This is a genomic window from Polaribacter sp. IC066, assembly GCF_007997085.1.
Lineage (GTDB): Bacteria > Bacteroidota > Bacteroidia > Flavobacteriales > Flavobacteriaceae > Polaribacter.
Genome location: NZ_VORR01000035.1, coordinates 1 through 16,698 on the forward strand (window position 1 = coordinate 1; position 16,698 = coordinate 16,698).

General features: G+C 29.6%; 18 protein-coding genes. 4 read left to right on the forward strand and 14 right to left on the reverse strand.

Annotation, left to right across the window (positions count from 1 at the left end; translation table 11 throughout):
• Positions 1-459: 459 nt before the first annotated feature.
• The 4 genes from ES044_RS12205 to cysS all read right to left on the reverse strand — a co-directional run bounded on the left by ES044_RS12205 (position 460) and on the right by cysS (position 3,574).
• Complete coding sequence (locus ES044_RS12205) at positions 460-771, reverse strand: DUF6787 family protein (protein WP_147120218.1); 312 nt, start codon at positions 769-771, stop codon at positions 460-462.
• On the reverse strand, positions 771-1,637 hold the full coding sequence (gene lgt / locus ES044_RS12210) for a prolipoprotein diacylglyceryl transferase (protein WP_147120217.1): 867 nt from the start codon (positions 1,635-1,637) through the stop codon (positions 771-773). Before lgt ends, ES044_RS12205 begins: the two co-directional genes overlap by 1 nt.
• Before the next feature lie 130 nt (positions 1,638-1,767).
• Positions 1,768-2,013 carry a membrane protein insertion efficiency factor YidD gene (yidD, locus tag ES044_RS12215; RefSeq protein ID WP_147120216.1) on the reverse strand — a complete coding sequence of 82 codons (246 nt, stop codon included), beginning with the start codon at positions 2,011-2,013 and terminating at the stop codon, positions 1,768-1,770.
• 82 nt (positions 2,014-2,095) lie between these two features.
• Positions 2,096-3,574 (reverse strand): cysteine--tRNA ligase, encoded by a 1,479-nt coding sequence (gene cysS, locus ES044_RS12220; protein ID WP_147120215.1) that lies wholly within the window; start codon positions 3,572-3,574, stop codon positions 2,096-2,098.
• A 492-nt stretch (positions 3,575-4,066) separates the two neighbouring features.
• On the opposite strand from cysS, the gene meaB reads away from it, so the two are divergent.
• Positions 4,067-5,134 carry a methylmalonyl Co-A mutase-associated GTPase MeaB gene (gene meaB, locus ES044_RS12225; protein ID WP_147120214.1) on the forward strand — a complete coding sequence of 356 codons (1,068 nt, stop codon included), beginning with the start codon at positions 4,067-4,069 and terminating at the stop codon, positions 5,132-5,134.
• 108 nt (positions 5,135-5,242) lie between these two features.
• Positions 5,243-5,980 carry a hypothetical protein gene (locus tag ES044_RS12230; protein ID WP_147120213.1) on the forward strand — a complete coding sequence of 246 codons (738 nt, stop codon included), beginning with the start codon at positions 5,243-5,245 and terminating at the stop codon, positions 5,978-5,980.
• Between the two features lie 309 nt (positions 5,981-6,289).
• Here ES044_RS12230 and ES044_RS19265 read toward each other — a convergent pair whose 3' ends face one another.
• Positions 6,290-6,412 carry a hypothetical protein gene (locus ES044_RS19265; protein ID WP_262712558.1) on the reverse strand — a complete coding sequence of 41 codons (123 nt, stop codon included), beginning with the start codon at positions 6,410-6,412 and terminating at the stop codon, positions 6,290-6,292.
• A 189-nt stretch (positions 6,413-6,601) separates the two neighbouring features.
• A complete protein-coding gene (gene holA / locus ES044_RS12240) occupies positions 6,602-7,603 on the reverse strand; it encodes a DNA polymerase III subunit delta (RefSeq protein ID WP_147120212.1) in 1,002 nt (333 codons plus the stop codon).
• A gap of 514 nt (positions 7,604-8,117) precedes the next feature.
• Here holA and ES044_RS12250 point away from each other — a divergent pair.
• Together ES044_RS12250 and ES044_RS12255 are read left to right on the forward strand one after the other, a co-directional pair.
• Positions 8,118-8,561, forward strand: coding sequence for a type I restriction enzyme HsdR N-terminal domain-containing protein (locus tag ES044_RS12250; protein WP_147120211.1), 444 nt, complete (start codon positions 8,118-8,120; stop codon positions 8,559-8,561).
• A 45-nt stretch (positions 8,562-8,606) separates the two neighbouring features.
• Positions 8,607-9,605 (forward strand): glycosyltransferase family 2 protein, encoded by a 999-nt coding sequence (locus ES044_RS12255; protein WP_147120210.1) that lies wholly within the window; start codon positions 8,607-8,609, stop codon positions 9,603-9,605.
• A 402-nt stretch (positions 9,606-10,007) separates the two neighbouring features.
• Here ES044_RS12255 and ES044_RS12260 read toward each other — a convergent pair whose 3' ends face one another.
• From ES044_RS12260 to ES044_RS12295, 8 genes are all read right to left on the reverse strand, one after another.
• Positions 10,008-10,628, reverse strand: coding sequence for an L-threonylcarbamoyladenylate synthase (locus ES044_RS12260; RefSeq protein WP_147120209.1), 621 nt, complete (start codon positions 10,626-10,628; stop codon positions 10,008-10,010).
• 104 nt (positions 10,629-10,732) lie between these two features.
• A complete protein-coding gene (locus ES044_RS12265) occupies positions 10,733-11,434 on the reverse strand; it encodes a response regulator transcription factor (RefSeq protein ID WP_147187197.1) in 702 nt (233 codons plus the stop codon).
• A 36-nt stretch (positions 11,435-11,470) separates the two neighbouring features.
• Positions 11,471-13,039: a sensor histidine kinase gene (locus tag ES044_RS12270; protein WP_147120207.1), complete on the reverse strand. Its 1,569-nt coding sequence runs from the start codon at positions 13,037-13,039 to the stop codon at positions 11,471-11,473.
• 103 nt (positions 13,040-13,142) lie between these two features.
• On the reverse strand, positions 13,143-13,742 hold the full coding sequence (coaE, locus tag ES044_RS12275; RefSeq protein ID WP_189663310.1) for a dephospho-CoA kinase: 600 nt from the start codon (positions 13,740-13,742) through the stop codon (positions 13,143-13,145).
• Complete coding sequence (locus ES044_RS12280) at positions 13,743-14,684, reverse strand: hypothetical protein (RefSeq protein ID WP_147120206.1); 942 nt, start codon at positions 14,682-14,684, stop codon at positions 13,743-13,745. It lies immediately after the preceding gene.
• Positions 14,685-14,782: 98 nt separating this feature from the next.
• Entirely contained in the window at positions 14,783-15,109 is a 327-nt protein-coding gene (gene yajC, locus ES044_RS12285; protein WP_147120205.1) for a preprotein translocase subunit YajC, read from the reverse strand.
• A 4-nt stretch (positions 15,110-15,113) separates the two neighbouring features.
• Complete coding sequence (locus tag ES044_RS12290) at positions 15,114-15,581, reverse strand: DUF1573 domain-containing protein (RefSeq protein ID WP_147120204.1); 468 nt, start codon at positions 15,579-15,581, stop codon at positions 15,114-15,116.
• Positions 15,582-15,631: 50 nt separating this feature from the next.
• The gene (locus tag ES044_RS12295) at positions 15,632-16,570 is read right to left on the reverse strand and encodes a transcription antitermination protein NusB (protein WP_147120203.1); all 939 of its coding nucleotides are present in this window, start codon (positions 16,568-16,570) and stop codon (positions 15,632-15,634) included.
• Positions 16,571-16,698 lie beyond the last annotated feature (128 nt).

A 16,698-nucleotide genomic window follows, 5' to 3' on the forward strand; every position in this document is an offset into this window, starting at 1 on the left:
GAATAGCTTTTAGTTTATCGGCATGTTTTCTTTGTTTACAATTACGGTGTAATTGTTTAATTGTAATTTTCTCTTCTTGTGATAATTTTATAGTCATACATCTGAATATCAACAATATAAAGATACTAAATATTACTCAAAATAACAAAAATATAGTGCTTAAATAACTGAAAAACAGTAATTTAATATCAATAATTAGACCATGAAATTTTATGTTCCCGAAAACCTAAATGTATTGAGTATATTTAAATATTCTTGTTAGCTAAAAGATTCAAAACTGCTCCGAATTTAGACCCAAGACTTGATCTTAAGGATCAGACAAACAGGCATAACTTGAAATAAAATTGTCTACTTTGTCTTCGTGAAATTATTTATAAAAAAAGAAGGCGTCATTTAAAAAAATAATGGGTTCCTTTCTTTTAGAAGGGTTTAGTAAACTAAAAAGAAATTAATCGAACACTAATGATTTTCTTTAAATAAAAAACCTAAACCTAATCTGCTTAAAAATTTTTTTTCGAAAGCCCAAAAGAATTTAAACTGACCAAAAACAAACCCAATAATGGGTAGTGTTAGTTGATAAATAGGAAAAATCAATAAAATTCTTAATGGATAATATAGCCATACTGAAATCGTTTCAGGAGATAATCCAAAAAAAGCAGTGATCGGTTTTGCTATCCAGGTGGCAAAAGAACCATTAATTGCAAACACCAAAAAAATGGCAACAATTGCCCAATTACTTTTTATACCCCAGCGTTCTTTTAATTTTTCCATTACGCTCTTTCTTCCGTTTTGTTTGTTTTTCTAAACATTAGCCATAAACCGATTAAAACCAAAGGTATACTTAAAACCTGACCTGTGTTTAAAGAGTTAAAAACCCAATCTTCTCTGCCATCTACTTGCGCCTCTTTTAAGAATTCGATACAGAAACGTAAAGACCACAAAACGACCATAAATAAACCAAATAAAAAACCAACTTGCTGTTTTTTATCAGTTTTCCAGTATAAATGCCACATTATAAAGAACAAAATTAAATAGCTAACAGCTTCGTATAATTGTGCCGGATGCCTTGCAAAATTTTCTCCGTTATTTTTAAAAATCACCCCAAAACTACTTCCTGTTGCTTTTCCATAGATTTCAGAATTCATAAAGTTTCCTGTTCTTATAAAAAAACCAGCTAAAGCCACCATAATTGCCAGTCTATCTAAAATAAATAACCAGGGCTTATCTAAATGCTTTTTAGCGTAAAAATACATTGTTAAAATAATTGCTATTGCCGCACCGTGACTTGCAAAACCGGTAAAACCTGTAAATTTCCAGTCTTTTATCAAACCAAAAATAGCAGTTTCTCCTACCTGCTTTTTAAAAGGAATAATAATTTCTAGTAAATGGTTTTGATAATAATCCCAGCTATAAAAGAATACATCACCTAAACGCATACCAATGAGCATAGAGATAAAAGTGTACATAAAAAGAACATCTAGTTTTTCTAACGGAATTTCATCTTTTATATATATTTTTTTCATGAAATGTAAACCGAGTAAAAAGGCAGCTACAAACATTAAACTATACCAACGAACCACAAAAAAACCCAAATCAATGCCTAAAGAAGGCTCCCATTCTATTGCTAAAAAACTCATATTTCTTACTATTATTCTTTAATAATTTAACGAAGTAATCTCTTATTTGATTAGTATATTGCTCTGTAATACTTCCTCCCAAAAACGACTTATTCTAAACTTTAGGTCTCTTTTCTTATTTCTATATTCTTTACTCTAACTTTTTTTCTACTTTCTCTGGCACCGGATCATAACCACTACCGCCCCAAGGATGACAGCTAAATATTCTTTTTATTGCCAGCCATCCGCCAGTAAACAAACCATGCTTTTGCAACGCTTCTATGGTGTAATGAGAGCACGTTGGACTGTATCTGCAAGTTGCTGGCGTATAGGGCGATATTGCTGCTTGATAAAATCGAACCAGTAAAATAAATGGGTATGAAAATATTTTTTTCAAACGTTAATTTCTAATTAATTCTCGATACAATGTTGATAAAAAAATCAAAATCACCCGAACTGACAATACGTTAATTGCATTATTAGTTTATTGAGAACGTTGTTCCTTCTTTTCCGTCTTTTAACTGAATACCTAATTCTACTAACTCATCTCTTATTTGATCTGATAATGCCCAATCTTTATTTTCTCTTGCTTCTTTTCTTAATTTGATCAGCAGCGCTACTACTCCGTTTATTTTTTCTGAATTGCCTTGAGCTGTATCATTCATCAACCCTAAAACATCAAAAACAAAAGCATTTAAGGCTTTTTTAAAGGCTGATAAATCGGTTGCTACTAAACTAGCTTTCTGATCTTTTATTTGATTGATAATTTTTACAGCTTCAAATAAATGAGAAATCAAAACAGGCGTATTAAAATCGTCATTCATTGCTGCATAACAATCATTTATCCATTTTTGAACATCAAAAGTAGACGTGTTACTCGCTTCTATTTTATCGATAAACGCAACGGCTTCCATTAACTTAGCGTGTCCTTTTTCTGACGCTTCTAAAGCATCTCCAGAAAAATCTAAAATACTTCTATAATTGGCCTGCATGTTAAAAAAACGAACCACACTCGCCGAAAAAGCTTTTCCTAAAACATCATTTTCGCCTGTTAAAATTTCATTTGGTAAAATAAAATTACCAGTAGATTTAGCCATTTTCTGGCTATTTAACAAGAGCATATTGGTATGCATCCAATAGCTTACAGGAGCCTTACCACTGCAGGTTTGAGATTGCGCAATTTCACACTCATGATGTGGGAACTTTAAATCCATTCCGCCTCCATGAATATCAAACTGTTCTCCTAAATACTTTGTACTCATTACAGAACACTCTAAATGCCAACCCGGAAAACCATCGCTCCAAGGAGAGGGCCAACGCATAATATGACGCTCGTCTGCTTTTTTCCAAAGGGCAAAATCTTGTGGGTTTTTCTTATCAGACTGTCCGTCTAAAGTTCTTGTATTATGAATTAAATCTTCTACTTTTCTACCAGAAAGAATACCGTAATTACCTTCTTTGTCATATTCTAAAACATCAAAATAAACAGAACCATTTACTTCATACGCAAAGCCTTTTTCTATGATTTCTTTAATCATTTCTATCTGCTCTACAATATGGCCTGTTGCTGTGGGCTCTATACTTGGCGGTAAAAAGTTGTAATTTTTTAAAACGTTGTGAAAATCTACAGTATATTTCTGCACCACTTCCATCGGCTCTATTTTTTCTAAACGTGCTTTTTTAGAAATTCTATCTTCGCCCTCATCTGCATCGTTTTCTAAATGACCTGCATCTGTAATATTACGCACATAACGCACTTTATAGCCTAAATGTAATAAATATCTATACACCACATCAAAAAACATAAAGGTTCTTACATTCCCTAAATGTGCGTTGCTATATACGGTTGGTCCACAAACGTACATACCTACATATCCGTCTGTTAAAGGTTTAAAAATCTCTTTTTGCTTACTTAAAGAATTGTATACTTTAAGTTGATTTTCTTTGTAGCTTTCCATTAAAAAAGTGACTGTTTACAGGGGCGAAAGATAGGAACTTTATGTAGAATAGCGAAATGGAATTTAAAGGAATAAATTTAATTCTAAAAGCGATTAAATACCTTTAATTTTCAACAAAAAAAAGATTCTTACTTCTTTTCGTTCCCCTGTAAATCAATCATCCTATTATTTTTTGTGACCACCTTTCCCTATTTTCACCTCCTCTTACTCCATAAAGAAAATGTGTTTAAAACGATGTAAAAAGAACTTAAAACTCTTAAAAAAAGTACAATTATGAACTTGTAAACATGTATTTAGTTAATTGTTTCTACTTAAAAAGTATAGACTTAATTGTTACATAAGATCGATGAATCTTTTGAATACAAAAACATCTATTCTTTATCTAGAGATATAGTCTGTCTAAATTTTAAAAACTTTTAGCGACGCACAAAAACCTTTTGGTTTCTTTGCAGTTGCAAGCTTAATCCTTAAATTTACATATTAACTTTTACCATGGATAAAAAAAAATCTGCTTTACATGAAAACGAGGGTGTTTACAAACCAGCAACAACCAATAAATTAAGTGCAGAAAAAATAAAGATTAGTAGAGCAAAACAAAACTCGGTAGAGGAGTTTGTCTCTAAAATTTTAGAAGGCAATATTACTTTTTTAAGCAAGGCAATTACGCTAGTTGAAAGCACTAATAGCAATCATCAAAAAAAAGCAAATGAAATTCTAGAACGTTGTTTGCCGCATGCAAATAATTCTATAAGAATCGGAATTACAGGGGTTCCTGGTGTTGGTAAAAGTACGTTTATTGAAGTTTTTGGAAAACACTTAACTTCTCAAAACAAAAAAGTAGCTGTTTTAGCGGTAGACCCAAGTAGTTCTATCAATAGAGGTTCTATTTTAGGTGATAAAACTAGAATGGAAGAATTAGTAACCGATAAAAATGCCTTTATAAGACCTTCGCCCTCTGGCACTTCTTTAGGAGGCGTGGCGCAAAAAACGCGCGAAAGTATTATTCTTTGCGAGGCTGCTGGTTTCGATACTATAATTATTGAAACGGTTGGTGTTGGGCAATCTGAAACGGTTGTACACTCTATGGTCGATTTCTTTTTGCTCTTAAAACTTGCGGGTGCAGGTGATGAATTACAAGGTATTAAACGCGGTATCATAGAAATGGCAGATGCAATTGTCATCAACAAAGCGGATGGTGACAATGAAAAAAATGCTAAAATTGCGAAAGTGGAATTTAATAGAGCGTTGCATTTATACCCGCTAAAAGAGAGCAAATGGCAACCCAAAGTTTTAACCGCAAGTGCTTTACAAAACACAGGGATTGAAAAAATTAAAACCATGATTGCGGACTATATTTCTTTAACAAAAGAAAACGCTTACTTTTATAAAAAACGAAATGACCAAAATAAATATTGGTTATTATCAACTATCAATCAGCAGTTAAAAGATAATTTTTATCAAAATCCGTTGATAAAAAAAGCGCTAAAACAAGAAATTTTAAATTTAGAAAACGGAAAAACAACTCCTTTTAATGCGGCTAAAAAATTGCTAGAACTGTAGTTTGGTTTATCTCTAAATTTTAAAAATAGAACTTCACTAACTACTGATATAAAATATTAAAATGGTTTTTTGTCATCGTAATGTTGGCAATTATTTTAAAATAAAACAATGAAAAAAATAATTTTGATTTTATTGGCACTAACACTGACTTCTTGCGTTTCTCTATTCTTAAATAAAGCTCTAGAAAAAATCGGAGTGTTTGATGAAAAAGCAAAATTAAAATCGATTACCAATAATAAAAAAAGTATTTTATTTATAGGAATGCACCATATTGGTAGAAAAGAATTTTATAAGGATGTTGCAATTAAAGTTGATTCGCTTCAAGAAATAGGATATGTAGTATTTTTTGAAAAAGTTAAAAAAAATACTAGCAACGATTCTCTAACAAATGATTTGTACAAAAAGAAAATTAGAAAAATTACTGGTTTAAAAACTTTCAAATATTATGATACGATAAATAACATTATTTTCGGAAAAATTAAATACAAAGGGGAATACAAACTGACAAATCAGCCAAAATATCCTAAATTAAATGTGAATATGAGTAATGCTGTAAATGCAGATGTTGAAATTAAAAGTTTATTAAAAGAATTTGAGAATAAGTATGGAGAAATTGAGCTTTCTGCTTGTGACATTGAAACAGCATCTAATTCGACTGAATATGATTGTGCAAAAATTGATAGTGATTTAGCTGAAAAATTCAGTAAAGAATTCATTATTGATTTTAGAAATCAATATTTAGCCAATAAAATTAATAATTCGAAAGAAAATAAGATTTTAATTATTTATGGAAAAGGTCATTTTGAAGGAATAACTTCTGAACTGAAAAGCATTGATTCCGAATAAAAACGATTGTCAACAACGCATAAAAATAATAAGAAAATTGTCGACTAACCCAATAGTAAAGTCACTTTTTCGAGGTAGCCAAATTTTTAAATTTGGCTTGTGTTTCATGCGAATGGAAGTCGCTTTTTTTTCGGACTATTATTATACACAAACGTTAACAAAACCATCAAGCCCTAAACTGTCTCAAATAACGCCCTATAAGCTTATAAAATAAATTATTCCATTCTTTAGAAGTTAAGTTCCCAAAAGAATGAAATTCTTTTCCTTCAAAATAAAACTCTACTAATTCTTGAACTTTGCACATAAAAGTTAACAAGCGTTTTTCTCTATTTCAAAATTCTTTTTATCCGTAATTATAAATTGTGATGCAGTACTTTCGTTTTTTGCAAATGGTTTTTCTGAAACAACAATTTTCTTTACAAATGGTTTCATCAGCAATTTTGCAAAAGAATTTGGCTTCGGATGTTTGTCTGTAAATAGCCTTTCATAGATTACAAAAAAAAATGTGTCAACATTTTATCTACCGATATTTTACCCCACATAAGTTATGTTGAACTCGCTAAATTATTGATTATTGCAACTACTTCGTCGTAATTTCTTTTGTAAAAATATTTTTTAATATTAATGTAAAATTTTAAACAATAATTCTTTTAAAATATCTCTTTGAGATTGGCTCGCTCCTACTCCTTTACTTTTTACATCTGCATCTCTTAAAAAAGCAATTACCTGTGCTACTTTTCGCATCGGATAATTTCTACTAGCGGTAAAATATTCATCAATAAAGTAAGGATTTACACCTAAATTTTTAGCCACAGAACTTTTAGATTTATCTTTTAAACCATGAAATAAGAGCAACTGTGTAAAGTAATTATTGAGCAAAGAAATGGTCATGACCAACGGATTATTCTTCGGGTTTTCTGCAAAGTAATTGATAATTCTATTTACTTTTAGAACATTCTTTTCACCAACCGCTTTTCGCAATTCGAAATTATTAAAATCTTTAGAAATACCGATATTATCTTCTATATGCTTATCATTAATGATAGATTCTACAGGTAAAATCAACATTAATTTATCTAATTCGTTTGCTATTTTATTTAAATCTGTTCCTAAAAACTCAATTAACATTTGAGCTGCTTTGGGTTCTATCTGATATTTTTTTCCACTCAAAACCCTACGAATCCAATCTGCTAATTGATTGTCGTATAATTTTTTACTTTCATACACCAAACCTGTTTTAGCAATTACTTTGTGTAGTTTTTTACGCTTGTCTAATTTTTTATATTTATAGCATAATACTAAAACTGTGGTGGGTTGCGGATTTTCTGCATACGCAACTAATTTCTCAATATTTCGGCTTAAATCTTGGGCTTCTTTAATAATTAAAACCTGTCTTTCTGCCATCATAGGATAGCGTTTTGCAGAAGAAACAATATCTTCTATCGTAGCATCTCTGCCATACATTACTTGCTGATTGAATCCTTTTTCTGATTCTTCTAAAACAGTTTCTTCTATATAATCAGAAATTTTATCAATATAATAAGGCTCATCACCCATTAAAAAATAAATGGGTTTGATATTTCCCTTTTTTATATCTGAAACAATATTTCTTATTTCGTTCATTTAACCGGTAATTATAATGCTATTTGTTAATTCACTTTCTAACGGAAATTCAAACCAAGTTTCTATAAACTCAAAATTTTCATTGGTAACTTTAAACTAAAAAGTGACTCCTTTTTCTAGATGCCTTTTCAGAACTCGTTGCTTTCTTATTTCTTTCGGAATATTTAAAAAATGAGTTTTAAACTCTATAGAATTCTTGTTGGCAAACTTTTTATATTTCTCCCTTTTGTAAATTTAGAAAGTCCGACATCTAGAATACTATCAACTCCAGATTTTTCTAATTGCAACATTAAATCCTGCATTAAAAATTCCGCTCTTTCTATTCTTTCTAAAAACCAATCTAAACCATCATTTTCAGTTTTATCGGGTAAAAACAGAATTTAATTCCATGCAACCAATATAAAAACAAACACATTTAAATTTTGCTTTAATTTTATTGCATATGTAGATTTATCTGCGCCAGTATTACCAACTAATAAATAAATCATACCTGATTTTTATTTACTTTTGAATGATGCAAAAACTCAATCTCCCTTTCTATAATTTCAAACTCAAAAGTAGCGAAAATAAGACGCTTATTTTTGATAATTTGAGAAAAAAATATATGGTTTTAACGCCAGAGGAATGGGTTCGTCAGCATTTTGTTCAATTTTTGATTGATGTAAAAAAATATCCAAGATCATTAATTGCTTTAGAAAAACAGTTAACGATTAACAATCGAAAAAAAAGAACCGACATTTTGGTTTTTAATACTGATGGCGAACATGAAATTATTGTGGAATGCAAAGCACCATCTATAAAGATTACCCAAGCTACTTTTGATCAAATTGCGCGCTATAACTTAAAGCTAAACGCTAATTATTTAATTGTAACCAACGGTTTAGAGCATTTTTATTGTAAAATGGATTTTGAAAAAGAAACATATATTTTTCTAGAAACCATTCCTGATTATAATTAAGAAAACTTTAATTGTTACCCAATTTTTAAATGTAATTTTGATCTCTTGAAAACAGCAATTGTAATATTAAACTGGAACGGACAAAAACTACTAGAACAGTTTTTACCCTCTATTGTGAATTTTAGTTCGCAAGAAGCTACCATTTATGTGGCCGATAATGCTTCTACAGACTCTTCGATTCGTTATGTAGAAAAATTTTTTCCGTCAATTAAAATTATCAGAAACGCTATAAATGGCGGATATGCAAAAGGTTATAATGATGCGCTACAAACTATAGATGCTGATCTCTACTGCTTACTAAATTCTGATGTTGAAGTTACCGAAAACTGGCTAAAGCCTATTATCACCATTTTTAAGGAAGATGATAAAACAGCCATCATTCAGCCGAAAATTTTAGATTTTAAAGATAAAACGAAATTTGAATATGCAGGAGCTGCTGGTGGATTTATAGACTTATACGGGTATCCGTATTGTAGAGGACGTGTTTTTAATGATTTAGAAACCGATACCGGTCAATTTAATGATGTTAAAGAAATTTTTTGGGCCTCCGGTGCGTGTTTATTTGTAAGCGCTAAAGTATTTCATCAATTACACGGTTTTGATGAGGATTATTTTGCGCATCAAGAAGAAATTGATTTTTGCTGGAGAGTTCAAAACAGGGGCTACAAAGTAAAGTATGTTGGTACATCTACCGTTTTTCATGTTGGTGGTGCAACTCTAGAAGAAAACAATCCTCAAAAAACATTTTTAAATTTTAGAAATAGTTTATTAAATATTGTAAAAAACGTACCTAATAAACATGTTTTTAGCATTATCTTTTTACGTTTGATTTTAGACGGACTTGCTAGCTTAAAGTTTATGGCAGCCTTAAAACCTTTGCATGCCTACTCTATTTTAAGAGCGCATTTTAGTTTCTATAAAAACCTCATTAAATTCTTACGCAAACGCAAAGAATTAGTCAAAAAACCAAATTATAATTTACACACCAGTATTGTTTGGCAATATTTTGCGCTGGGAAGAAAAAAGTTTGAAGATTTAAAATGAACAACCTCGAAAGAAAGCTATCGAGATATCAAAAAGGAATATCTTTTTAATATTACGAAGTAAAGCGCCGGAATATTAAACTAAAAATCGCCCTAAATACTGAAACAAACTGACTACCGGACAGGCATGTTCAGCAAACGATGCAAGATTAATTGAACTTACAATTTTGAATTCATAGTTTGGCTATTTTACAAAATTGAGTTTCACGAACAAACTAAAAGCCTTTCTGCCTATATTTTTAAATACAACAAAAGGTTTCACCAAATTTTATTGTTTGAAAATAACCCCAGAAAAAGAGAATAAAACCACAAAATTCGCAAAATTTTGATTCTTTAAAAGAGTACCATCATTGCATCTTGAGAGTTTAGCACTTTAAGAAATGCTTAAAAAAAACAAAACTTTTTAAAGGATATCTAAACTTCCTTTTCCTTCTCTAATTACTTGAGGTTCAGCGTCTGTTAAATCGATTATCGTAGAGGCATAATTATCTCCAAAACCACCATCAATTACAATATCTACTAAATTTCTCCATTTTTCAAAAATCAATTCAGGATCTGTAGTATATTCTAAAACGTCATCTTCATCTCTTATAGAGGTAGAAACAATAGGATTTCCTAAAGCCTCTACAATTGCTTTTGCAATGGTATTATCGGGAATACGAATTCCGACTGTTTTTCGCTTTTTAAAAGCTTTTGGTAAATTGTTACTTCCTGGCAAAATAAAAGTATAAGGTCCAGGTAGAGCCCTTTTCAAAATCTTAAACGTTGGTGAATCTATTTGTTTTACATAATCTGATAAGTTACTCAAATCAGTACAAATAAATGAGAAATTTGCCTTTTCTAGTTTAATTCCTTTAATTAAGGCAATTTTTTCTAGTGCTTTTGTATTGGTAATATCGCAACCCAAACCGTAAACAGTATCTGTAGGATAAATAATTATACCGCCGTTTTTAAGCACTTTTACAACCCGCTGAATTTCTTTGGGATTAGGATTTTCGGTGTAAATTTTAATAAACTCTGCCATTATATAAAAATACGAAAAAACCTAACCATACCAACTAAATATTATAATATGTTATAAAACTTACTTGGTATAGCAAAGGTATTCTTTTGGGAAAGTATCTTTTTTTAGGTTTTATCTACCAATCGAAATCCTTCTCCATGAATATTTAAAATTTCTACAGCATCATCGTCTTTTAAATACTTACGTAATTTGGCAATATATACATCCATACTTCTAGAGGTAAAATAATTATCGTCTCTCCAAATTTTGGTAAGTGCTAACTCTCTTGGCATCAAATCATTCTTATGAATCGCTAACATGCGCAACAATTTACTTTCTTTTGGCGATAATTTGCTAGGTTCTGCTTCTTTACCAACAGATAAATGACGCAATTTAGAGTTAAAGAAAAATGAACCAATATTAAATTCAAATTGCTCTGATTCTGCTGATTTATCAGATTCTTTACGTTGTAAAATTGCTTTAATTTTGTGCAATAAAACTTCAGAATCAAAAGGTTTATTTAAATAATCATCAGCGCCAACCGCATATCCTCTTAAAACATCTTCTTTTAATGTTTTAGCTGTTAAGAATATAATTGGCACTTCTTTATTGGTAACTCGAATATCTTGAGCTAACGAGAAACCATCTTTACGCGGCATCATTACATCTAAAATACACAAGTCATAATCGCTATTTTTAAACATAATTAACCCTTCTATACCGTCTTTAGCATGTGTAACATTATAATCGTTTAATGCTAAATAATCTTTTAAAACGGTTCCGAAATTTGGATCGTCTTCTACTAATAATATTTTTTTACTTCCCATTTTATAAACTTTTTAACTTTTTAACTTTTTAACTTTTTAAATTAAAGGTAATTTTACTGTAAATGTACTTCCTTGTCCTTTTTCACTTTCAACAAAAACGGTTCCGTGATGTTTTTCTACAATTTCTTTTACATAAGCCAAACCTAAACCATGCCCTTTTACATCGTGTATGTTTCCTTTTTGCTCTCTGTAAAACTTATCAAAAACGCTCTTTTGAACACTTTTGCCCATTCCTATTCCTTTATCTTTTATCTTAATAATAAAAAACTTGTTGGTACTTTCTGTATACACATCTATTTTTGGTGGCTTATCAGAATATTTTGTTGCATTCTCTAACATATTTACAATAACATTTGTTAAATGAAATTCGTTTCCCGAAATTTCTGCTGTAATCGCCTCTAAATGCGTTTCTATTGTTCCTTTTTTGTCATCAACCAATAAACTAACATGTGATATAGCATCTTCTATAATGTCGTGAACATCGATGGTTTCCTTACTAATATCTAATTGATTTTTTTCTAATCTAGAAATTCGCAACACATTTTCTACTTGAGTATGCATTCTTTTATTCTCATCACGAATCATATTTACATAGCGTAAAACCTTTTCGTTGTCATTAATAATTTTCGGGTTTTTGATAGAATCTAAAGCCAAATTAATCGTAGCAATTGGTGTTTTAAACTCGTGCGTCATATTATTGATGAAATCTGTTTTTATTTCTGATATTTTTTTCTGTTTAATTAACTGATATAACGAACTTGAAAAAGCAACAACAATAATAAAAATGAAAAATAATGAGAGCAATAGTATGTTAGAAATACCTGATAAAATATGTTTGTTCTTTGTTGGAAACTCTAAATTTAAAATATATTCTGGGTTATCATTAGTATCATAAAATAACGGATAAGGGTAACTATCTTTTTGATTAATTGTGTAATAACCAGACTTTAGCTTTGTTGCCAAACCATCATTACTGTACACCCCATATTTAAAATCTAACTGTATATTTCTCTTTTGTAATTCGTCTTTTATCGTTTCATTTAACTCTCTATTACTAACTCTTTGATTAATCGGATTTTTACTTTTAAAATCTTTCGTTATTTCAGAAATCTGAAAATTCTCATATTTCTTCATTCTTCCTAAAAACGAATAGCGCTTTTCATCCGCAGATTTAAAAATATGATCATCGTCTTTTATAAAACTAGTCTGAAAAAAATCTTTTTTACCAGAAACCCTTTTAAAGATAACCGTTTCATTGTCTAAAAAATCTAAAGGAATCTCAAAATTTTCTTCTAAAATTGTGGTTCCGTAGGTAATTTTTCTATTGTTAGTCGTATCAATTTGTTGAATCAGAAAATTTTTAATTTGTGCATCGTCTGCCAATGTTTTTCTATCTAAAAAACCTTCAATTATATTTTCTATTTGTTGTTCTTCCTTTTCATTAATTCTTTCGGTAACTCTGGCCAAAGATTTTTGTACATCATTTTTAAATTGTTCTTTCTTACTTTCTACTGCATTATTAATCCAATAAAGCTGCACAGAGATAATTCCTATCAAAGAAATACTCATTAAAACAACAATAAGCATAAACATTTTTTTGCCCATATATCAAAGTTAGTTTATTAAAAAATTGGAATTCACGTTTTTAACGTAGATTAACAAAAAAAAAGAAAATTTAAGAGTAATTTAACAATAACGTTAAAGATATTTAAACATTTTGTGATTTTCTTGTTAAAATATTATGAATTTTACTGACTTGACCTTTTGTTTCCTCAAGGTTTTCATTGCAAATAATATAGTTAGATTTCAGTATTCTTTTTGCATCTGTCCACTGATTTTTCATACGAATTAAAACCTCTTTTTCTGTAGATAAATCTCTTGCAATTACTCTTTGTATTTTAGTCTTTATATCGGCAAAAACAGTAATTATACAATCGCAAATTAAGTTACTTTTGCTTTCAAATAGAATGGCATTTTCGTAAATTATATAGTCTTTATTGCTATTATTTTTTACAAATTCTTTAAAATTCTTTTTTACTTCTGGATGCACAATTGCATTTAACTTTGATAGTTTTTCTTTGTCTTTAAAAACGATTTCTGCAATGTGTTTTCTATTTAATTTGTGATTTACAAAAGCTAATTGACCAAACTCTTTGATTAATTTATCTTTTATACTGCTCGATGAATTCATTAGCTTTTTAGCCTCAACATCTGCAATATAAATAGCTACATTGTTAAACGCTGAAAAAAAGTTTGCTACCGTTGTTTTGCCGCTACCAATACCACCTGTTAAACCAACAATCATCATTTATTTTTGAATTAAATAATCTATTTTAGCGGGCATAATTTTAAAACTTTTAATAAAATTAGGCTTTGAAATTATTTTTGGAATTAAATACCCTAAATTATTTTTTTCAGAGATAGAAAAATCACACTCAACTTTAAAAGAAGCTTCTGAAACTTTTGCAAAATTAGACAATGCTACAATATAAACTACCTCTACATTTTCTGTTAAAATAGTTAAACTTGTGTTCTCTGGTAAGTTGGTTATTGTAAACGGAATTTGCAAAACGCCTTCTGTAAATTTATCTACTTTACCTGTAATTGTGGCTTTTAATAGATTAAATTTCAAACTATTCTGGTTTTCTGACTTTGAAATAAATACCTGATTACTAAAATCTGATTTCACACCTTTTAAAGTTAAGGTACTTAAATTAAGATAGTTAATTTTTTGTAGTTGCGATTTAGAGCCAGAAATAACAATAGAATCTGGTTTTACAGTAATAGAATCTAAAAGATCATAACCAATATGATAGCTAATATCTAAATTAGGTTTTAAAGCTACTTTTTTAGACCCTAGAACACCTAAATTTAAATAAATGGTATCTGGCATTATTTCTTGTAATTCAACTCCTGTTAATAGTTGTTTCTGAATTTTTATTGTTTGATTTTTTGGTAAAAGATAAAAATTAGAACCTTTCTTTTTTTGTAATTTAGAAGCTTCTAGTTCTATATTTTTATTATTAAATTTAGTTCTTAAAATTTTAAATCCCGATGCTTTTATAGCAATTTCTATCTCTTTTATGGGCTTTTTTTGTAAAAGCCTATTCTGCGGTATATTTTTATAAATTACTGGGCAGGTAACCACAGTAACATATTCTTTAGAAAATGTAATTAAAAACCAAATCACAAAAGAGATGATTAAAAAACTGATAAATGTTTTCGGTATTTTCTTTGAGGTTTTTGCCAAGAAGATAATTTTTAGTGCAAGCTAATAAAAAGTTCATAAACAAAAAAATGAGCTTTGTCTTAAAAGAAAAAGCTCATTTTTTAAAATGTATGTAGCAACTACTTTTTAGCAGGTACTGCCACAGGTGCAAGTTTTTTACTCAATTCCATTGAAATTGAAGAACGCTCAAACTTCATTCTGCCAGCTCCTGTTTCTACTGTAAGTGTGTTATCGGCATCATGAATTTCTATAATTTTACCATGTATCCCGCTTGTGGTAATTATTTTTGTACCCTTTTTAATCTCTGCCTGAAATGTTTTTTCTTTTTTCTGGCGATTCATTTGTGGTCTAATCATAAAGAAATACAATACACCAATCATTGCAACAAAAGGCAAAATTGACATTAAACTTCCTGCATCTGCTTGTAATACTATTGTTGAAAACATATTTTTATTTTGCTTTTGGAGTTACCATACCTTTTAGAGTTAAAATTTCTCTTCCGGTTTCTGTATTCGTTATTAGAGTAATATTTTTTTGTTGTCTGTTTTGTTTTCCGTTCGTGTTAAATTTAACTTGAACATCTTCAGTTTGTCCTGGCTTAATTGGTTTTTTAGGCCAAACAGGCACTGTACAACCACAAGTAACTTTGGCATCTGTAATCACTAAATCTGTTGTACCAGAATTAGTTACTTTAAAAGTTGTTTCTACAATGTCGCCTTCATTTACAGTACCAAAATCATATTCAGTACTTTCAAACGAAATAGAAGCTGCACCATTTTTAATTTCTACATCTCTAGATTTTGCACTTTCTAAATTGTCTTTGTTAATTTTTGAAGTTGCGCTACCCGTTCCGTTTCCGCAAGAAATAAATAAGCTTGAAGAAATTAGAAACGCAAACAAGATTGTTATTTTTTTCATGATATAAGATTTTGGCAAAAATAATAAATAAATCGTTCTAAACAATAGCGTTACAGTAAACCTCTACCTATTTTAACAATTCTTTTTTCTTTAGTAAACTCTTTAGAAATTTTATCTAAGACTCCGTTTATAAAATAACTACTCTTTGCGGTAGAGTAATCTTTAGAAATTTCTATGTATTCATTAATGGTTACTCTTGTGGGTATTGAGGGAAAATTAAGAAATTCTGTCATGGCCATTTTAATAAGAATCATATCGATGTCTGCAATTCTATCGGTTTCCCAATTGGGTGTTTTATCGGTAATATCTTGTTCGTAACTTTTCTCTTTTAAAACCGTTTTTCTAAATAGACTAGACACAAACTGCTCATCATCCATATCTTTATACAAAACACCTAAAACAAAATTAGTATTGTTTTTTTGTTTGCTTAACGATCTTGTAACCCAAGTATTTACAAAAGGAATATCATCTACCCAAGAAATCATTTTATCTTCAAAATATTCTGCCAACTTTTCATTTGGCGCAATAATTTCTTTGAAAAAATCAATCACAAAAGCTTTATCAATTTTAAAAGAGTCTTCTTCGGTATTGATATACTTTTTGTATAAATCGCTTTTATGAAGTTCTTCTAAAATGATTCTAACATACTCAACATCTTGTTGCCAATACGTTAATGCATTAACCTCTACATAACTTTCTATACTAATGCTTTCTGCAATAATATTGATGAGTTTGTTATCTATAAATTTTGTGTTGGGTTTTAAATCTTCTTTAGTAGCAAGAATTTTCTTTTTAGAAAGCGCCATTTTTTTGGCTGCTAATTTTTGTACTTCAGCTAACAGCTGAACGTTCAAAACATACAAATCGAACATTTTTAAAATACTATGTTTTAAAAATTTCTCTTCCTTAATGATATCATCATTGTGAGATTGCTGCATGGCATACACAGATTGCATCACTTTTACTCGAATATGTCTTCTGTTAATCATATAAAGAACTTATAAATTTGCATTGATTTAATGGGCAAAAATAGTGTTAATTTTAGTTTCTCCTCATTACTTTTTTAATTCTTTTTTAAGAAAAAATATCTTTCTGAAACCCGTATATTCGTGCATTA

Bases quoted from the DNA above. Each gene is read 5' to 3' on its own strand.
- ES044_RS12205 (WP_147120218.1), bottom strand. From the start codon at position 771: ATGGAAAAATTAAAAGAACGCTGGGGTATAAAAAGTAATTGGGCAATT.
- ES044_RS19265 (WP_262712558.1), bottom strand. From the start codon at position 6,412: ATGAAACCATTTGTAAAGAAAATTGTTGTTTCAGAAAAACCATTTGCA.
- yajC (WP_147120205.1), bottom strand. From the start codon at position 15,109: ATGTTTTCAACAATAGTATTACAAGCAGATGCAGGAAGTTTAATGTCA.
- lgt (WP_147120217.1), bottom strand. From the start codon at position 1,637: ATGAGTTTTTTAGCAATAGAATGGGAGCCTTCTTTAGGCATTGATTTG.
- cysS (WP_147120215.1), bottom strand. From the start codon at position 3,574: ATGGAAAGCTACAAAGAAAATCAACTTAAAGTATACAATTCTTTAAGT.
- ES044_RS12250 (WP_147120211.1), top strand. From the start codon at position 8,118: ATGCAAAAACTCAATCTCCCTTTCTATAATTTCAAACTCAAAAGTAGC.
- ES044_RS12290 (WP_147120204.1), bottom strand. From the start codon at position 15,581: ATGAAAAAAATAACAATCTTGTTTGCGTTTCTAATTTCTTCAAGCTTA.
- coaE (WP_189663310.1), bottom strand. From the start codon at position 13,742: ATGATGATTGTTGGTTTAACAGGTGGTATTGGTAGCGGCAAAACAACG.
- holA (WP_147120212.1), bottom strand. From the start codon at position 7,603: ATGAACGAAATAAGAAATATTGTTTCAGATATAAAAAAGGGAAATATC.
- ES044_RS12270 (WP_147120207.1), bottom strand. From the start codon at position 13,039: ATGGGCAAAAAAATGTTTATGCTTATTGTTGTTTTAATGAGTATTTCT.
- ES044_RS12260 (WP_147120209.1), bottom strand. From the start codon at position 10,628: ATGGCAGAGTTTATTAAAATTTACACCGAAAATCCTAATCCCAAAGAA.
- ES044_RS12265 (WP_147187197.1), bottom strand. From the start codon at position 11,434: ATGGGAAGTAAAAAAATATTATTAGTAGAAGACGATCCAAATTTCGGA.
- ES044_RS12295 (WP_147120203.1), bottom strand. From the start codon at position 16,570: ATGATTAACAGAAGACATATTCGAGTAAAAGTGATGCAATCTGTGTAT.
- meaB (WP_147120214.1), top strand. From the start codon at position 4,067: ATGGATAAAAAAAAATCTGCTTTACATGAAAACGAGGGTGTTTACAAA.
- ES044_RS12230 (WP_147120213.1), top strand. From the start codon at position 5,243: ATGAAAAAAATAATTTTGATTTTATTGGCACTAACACTGACTTCTTGC.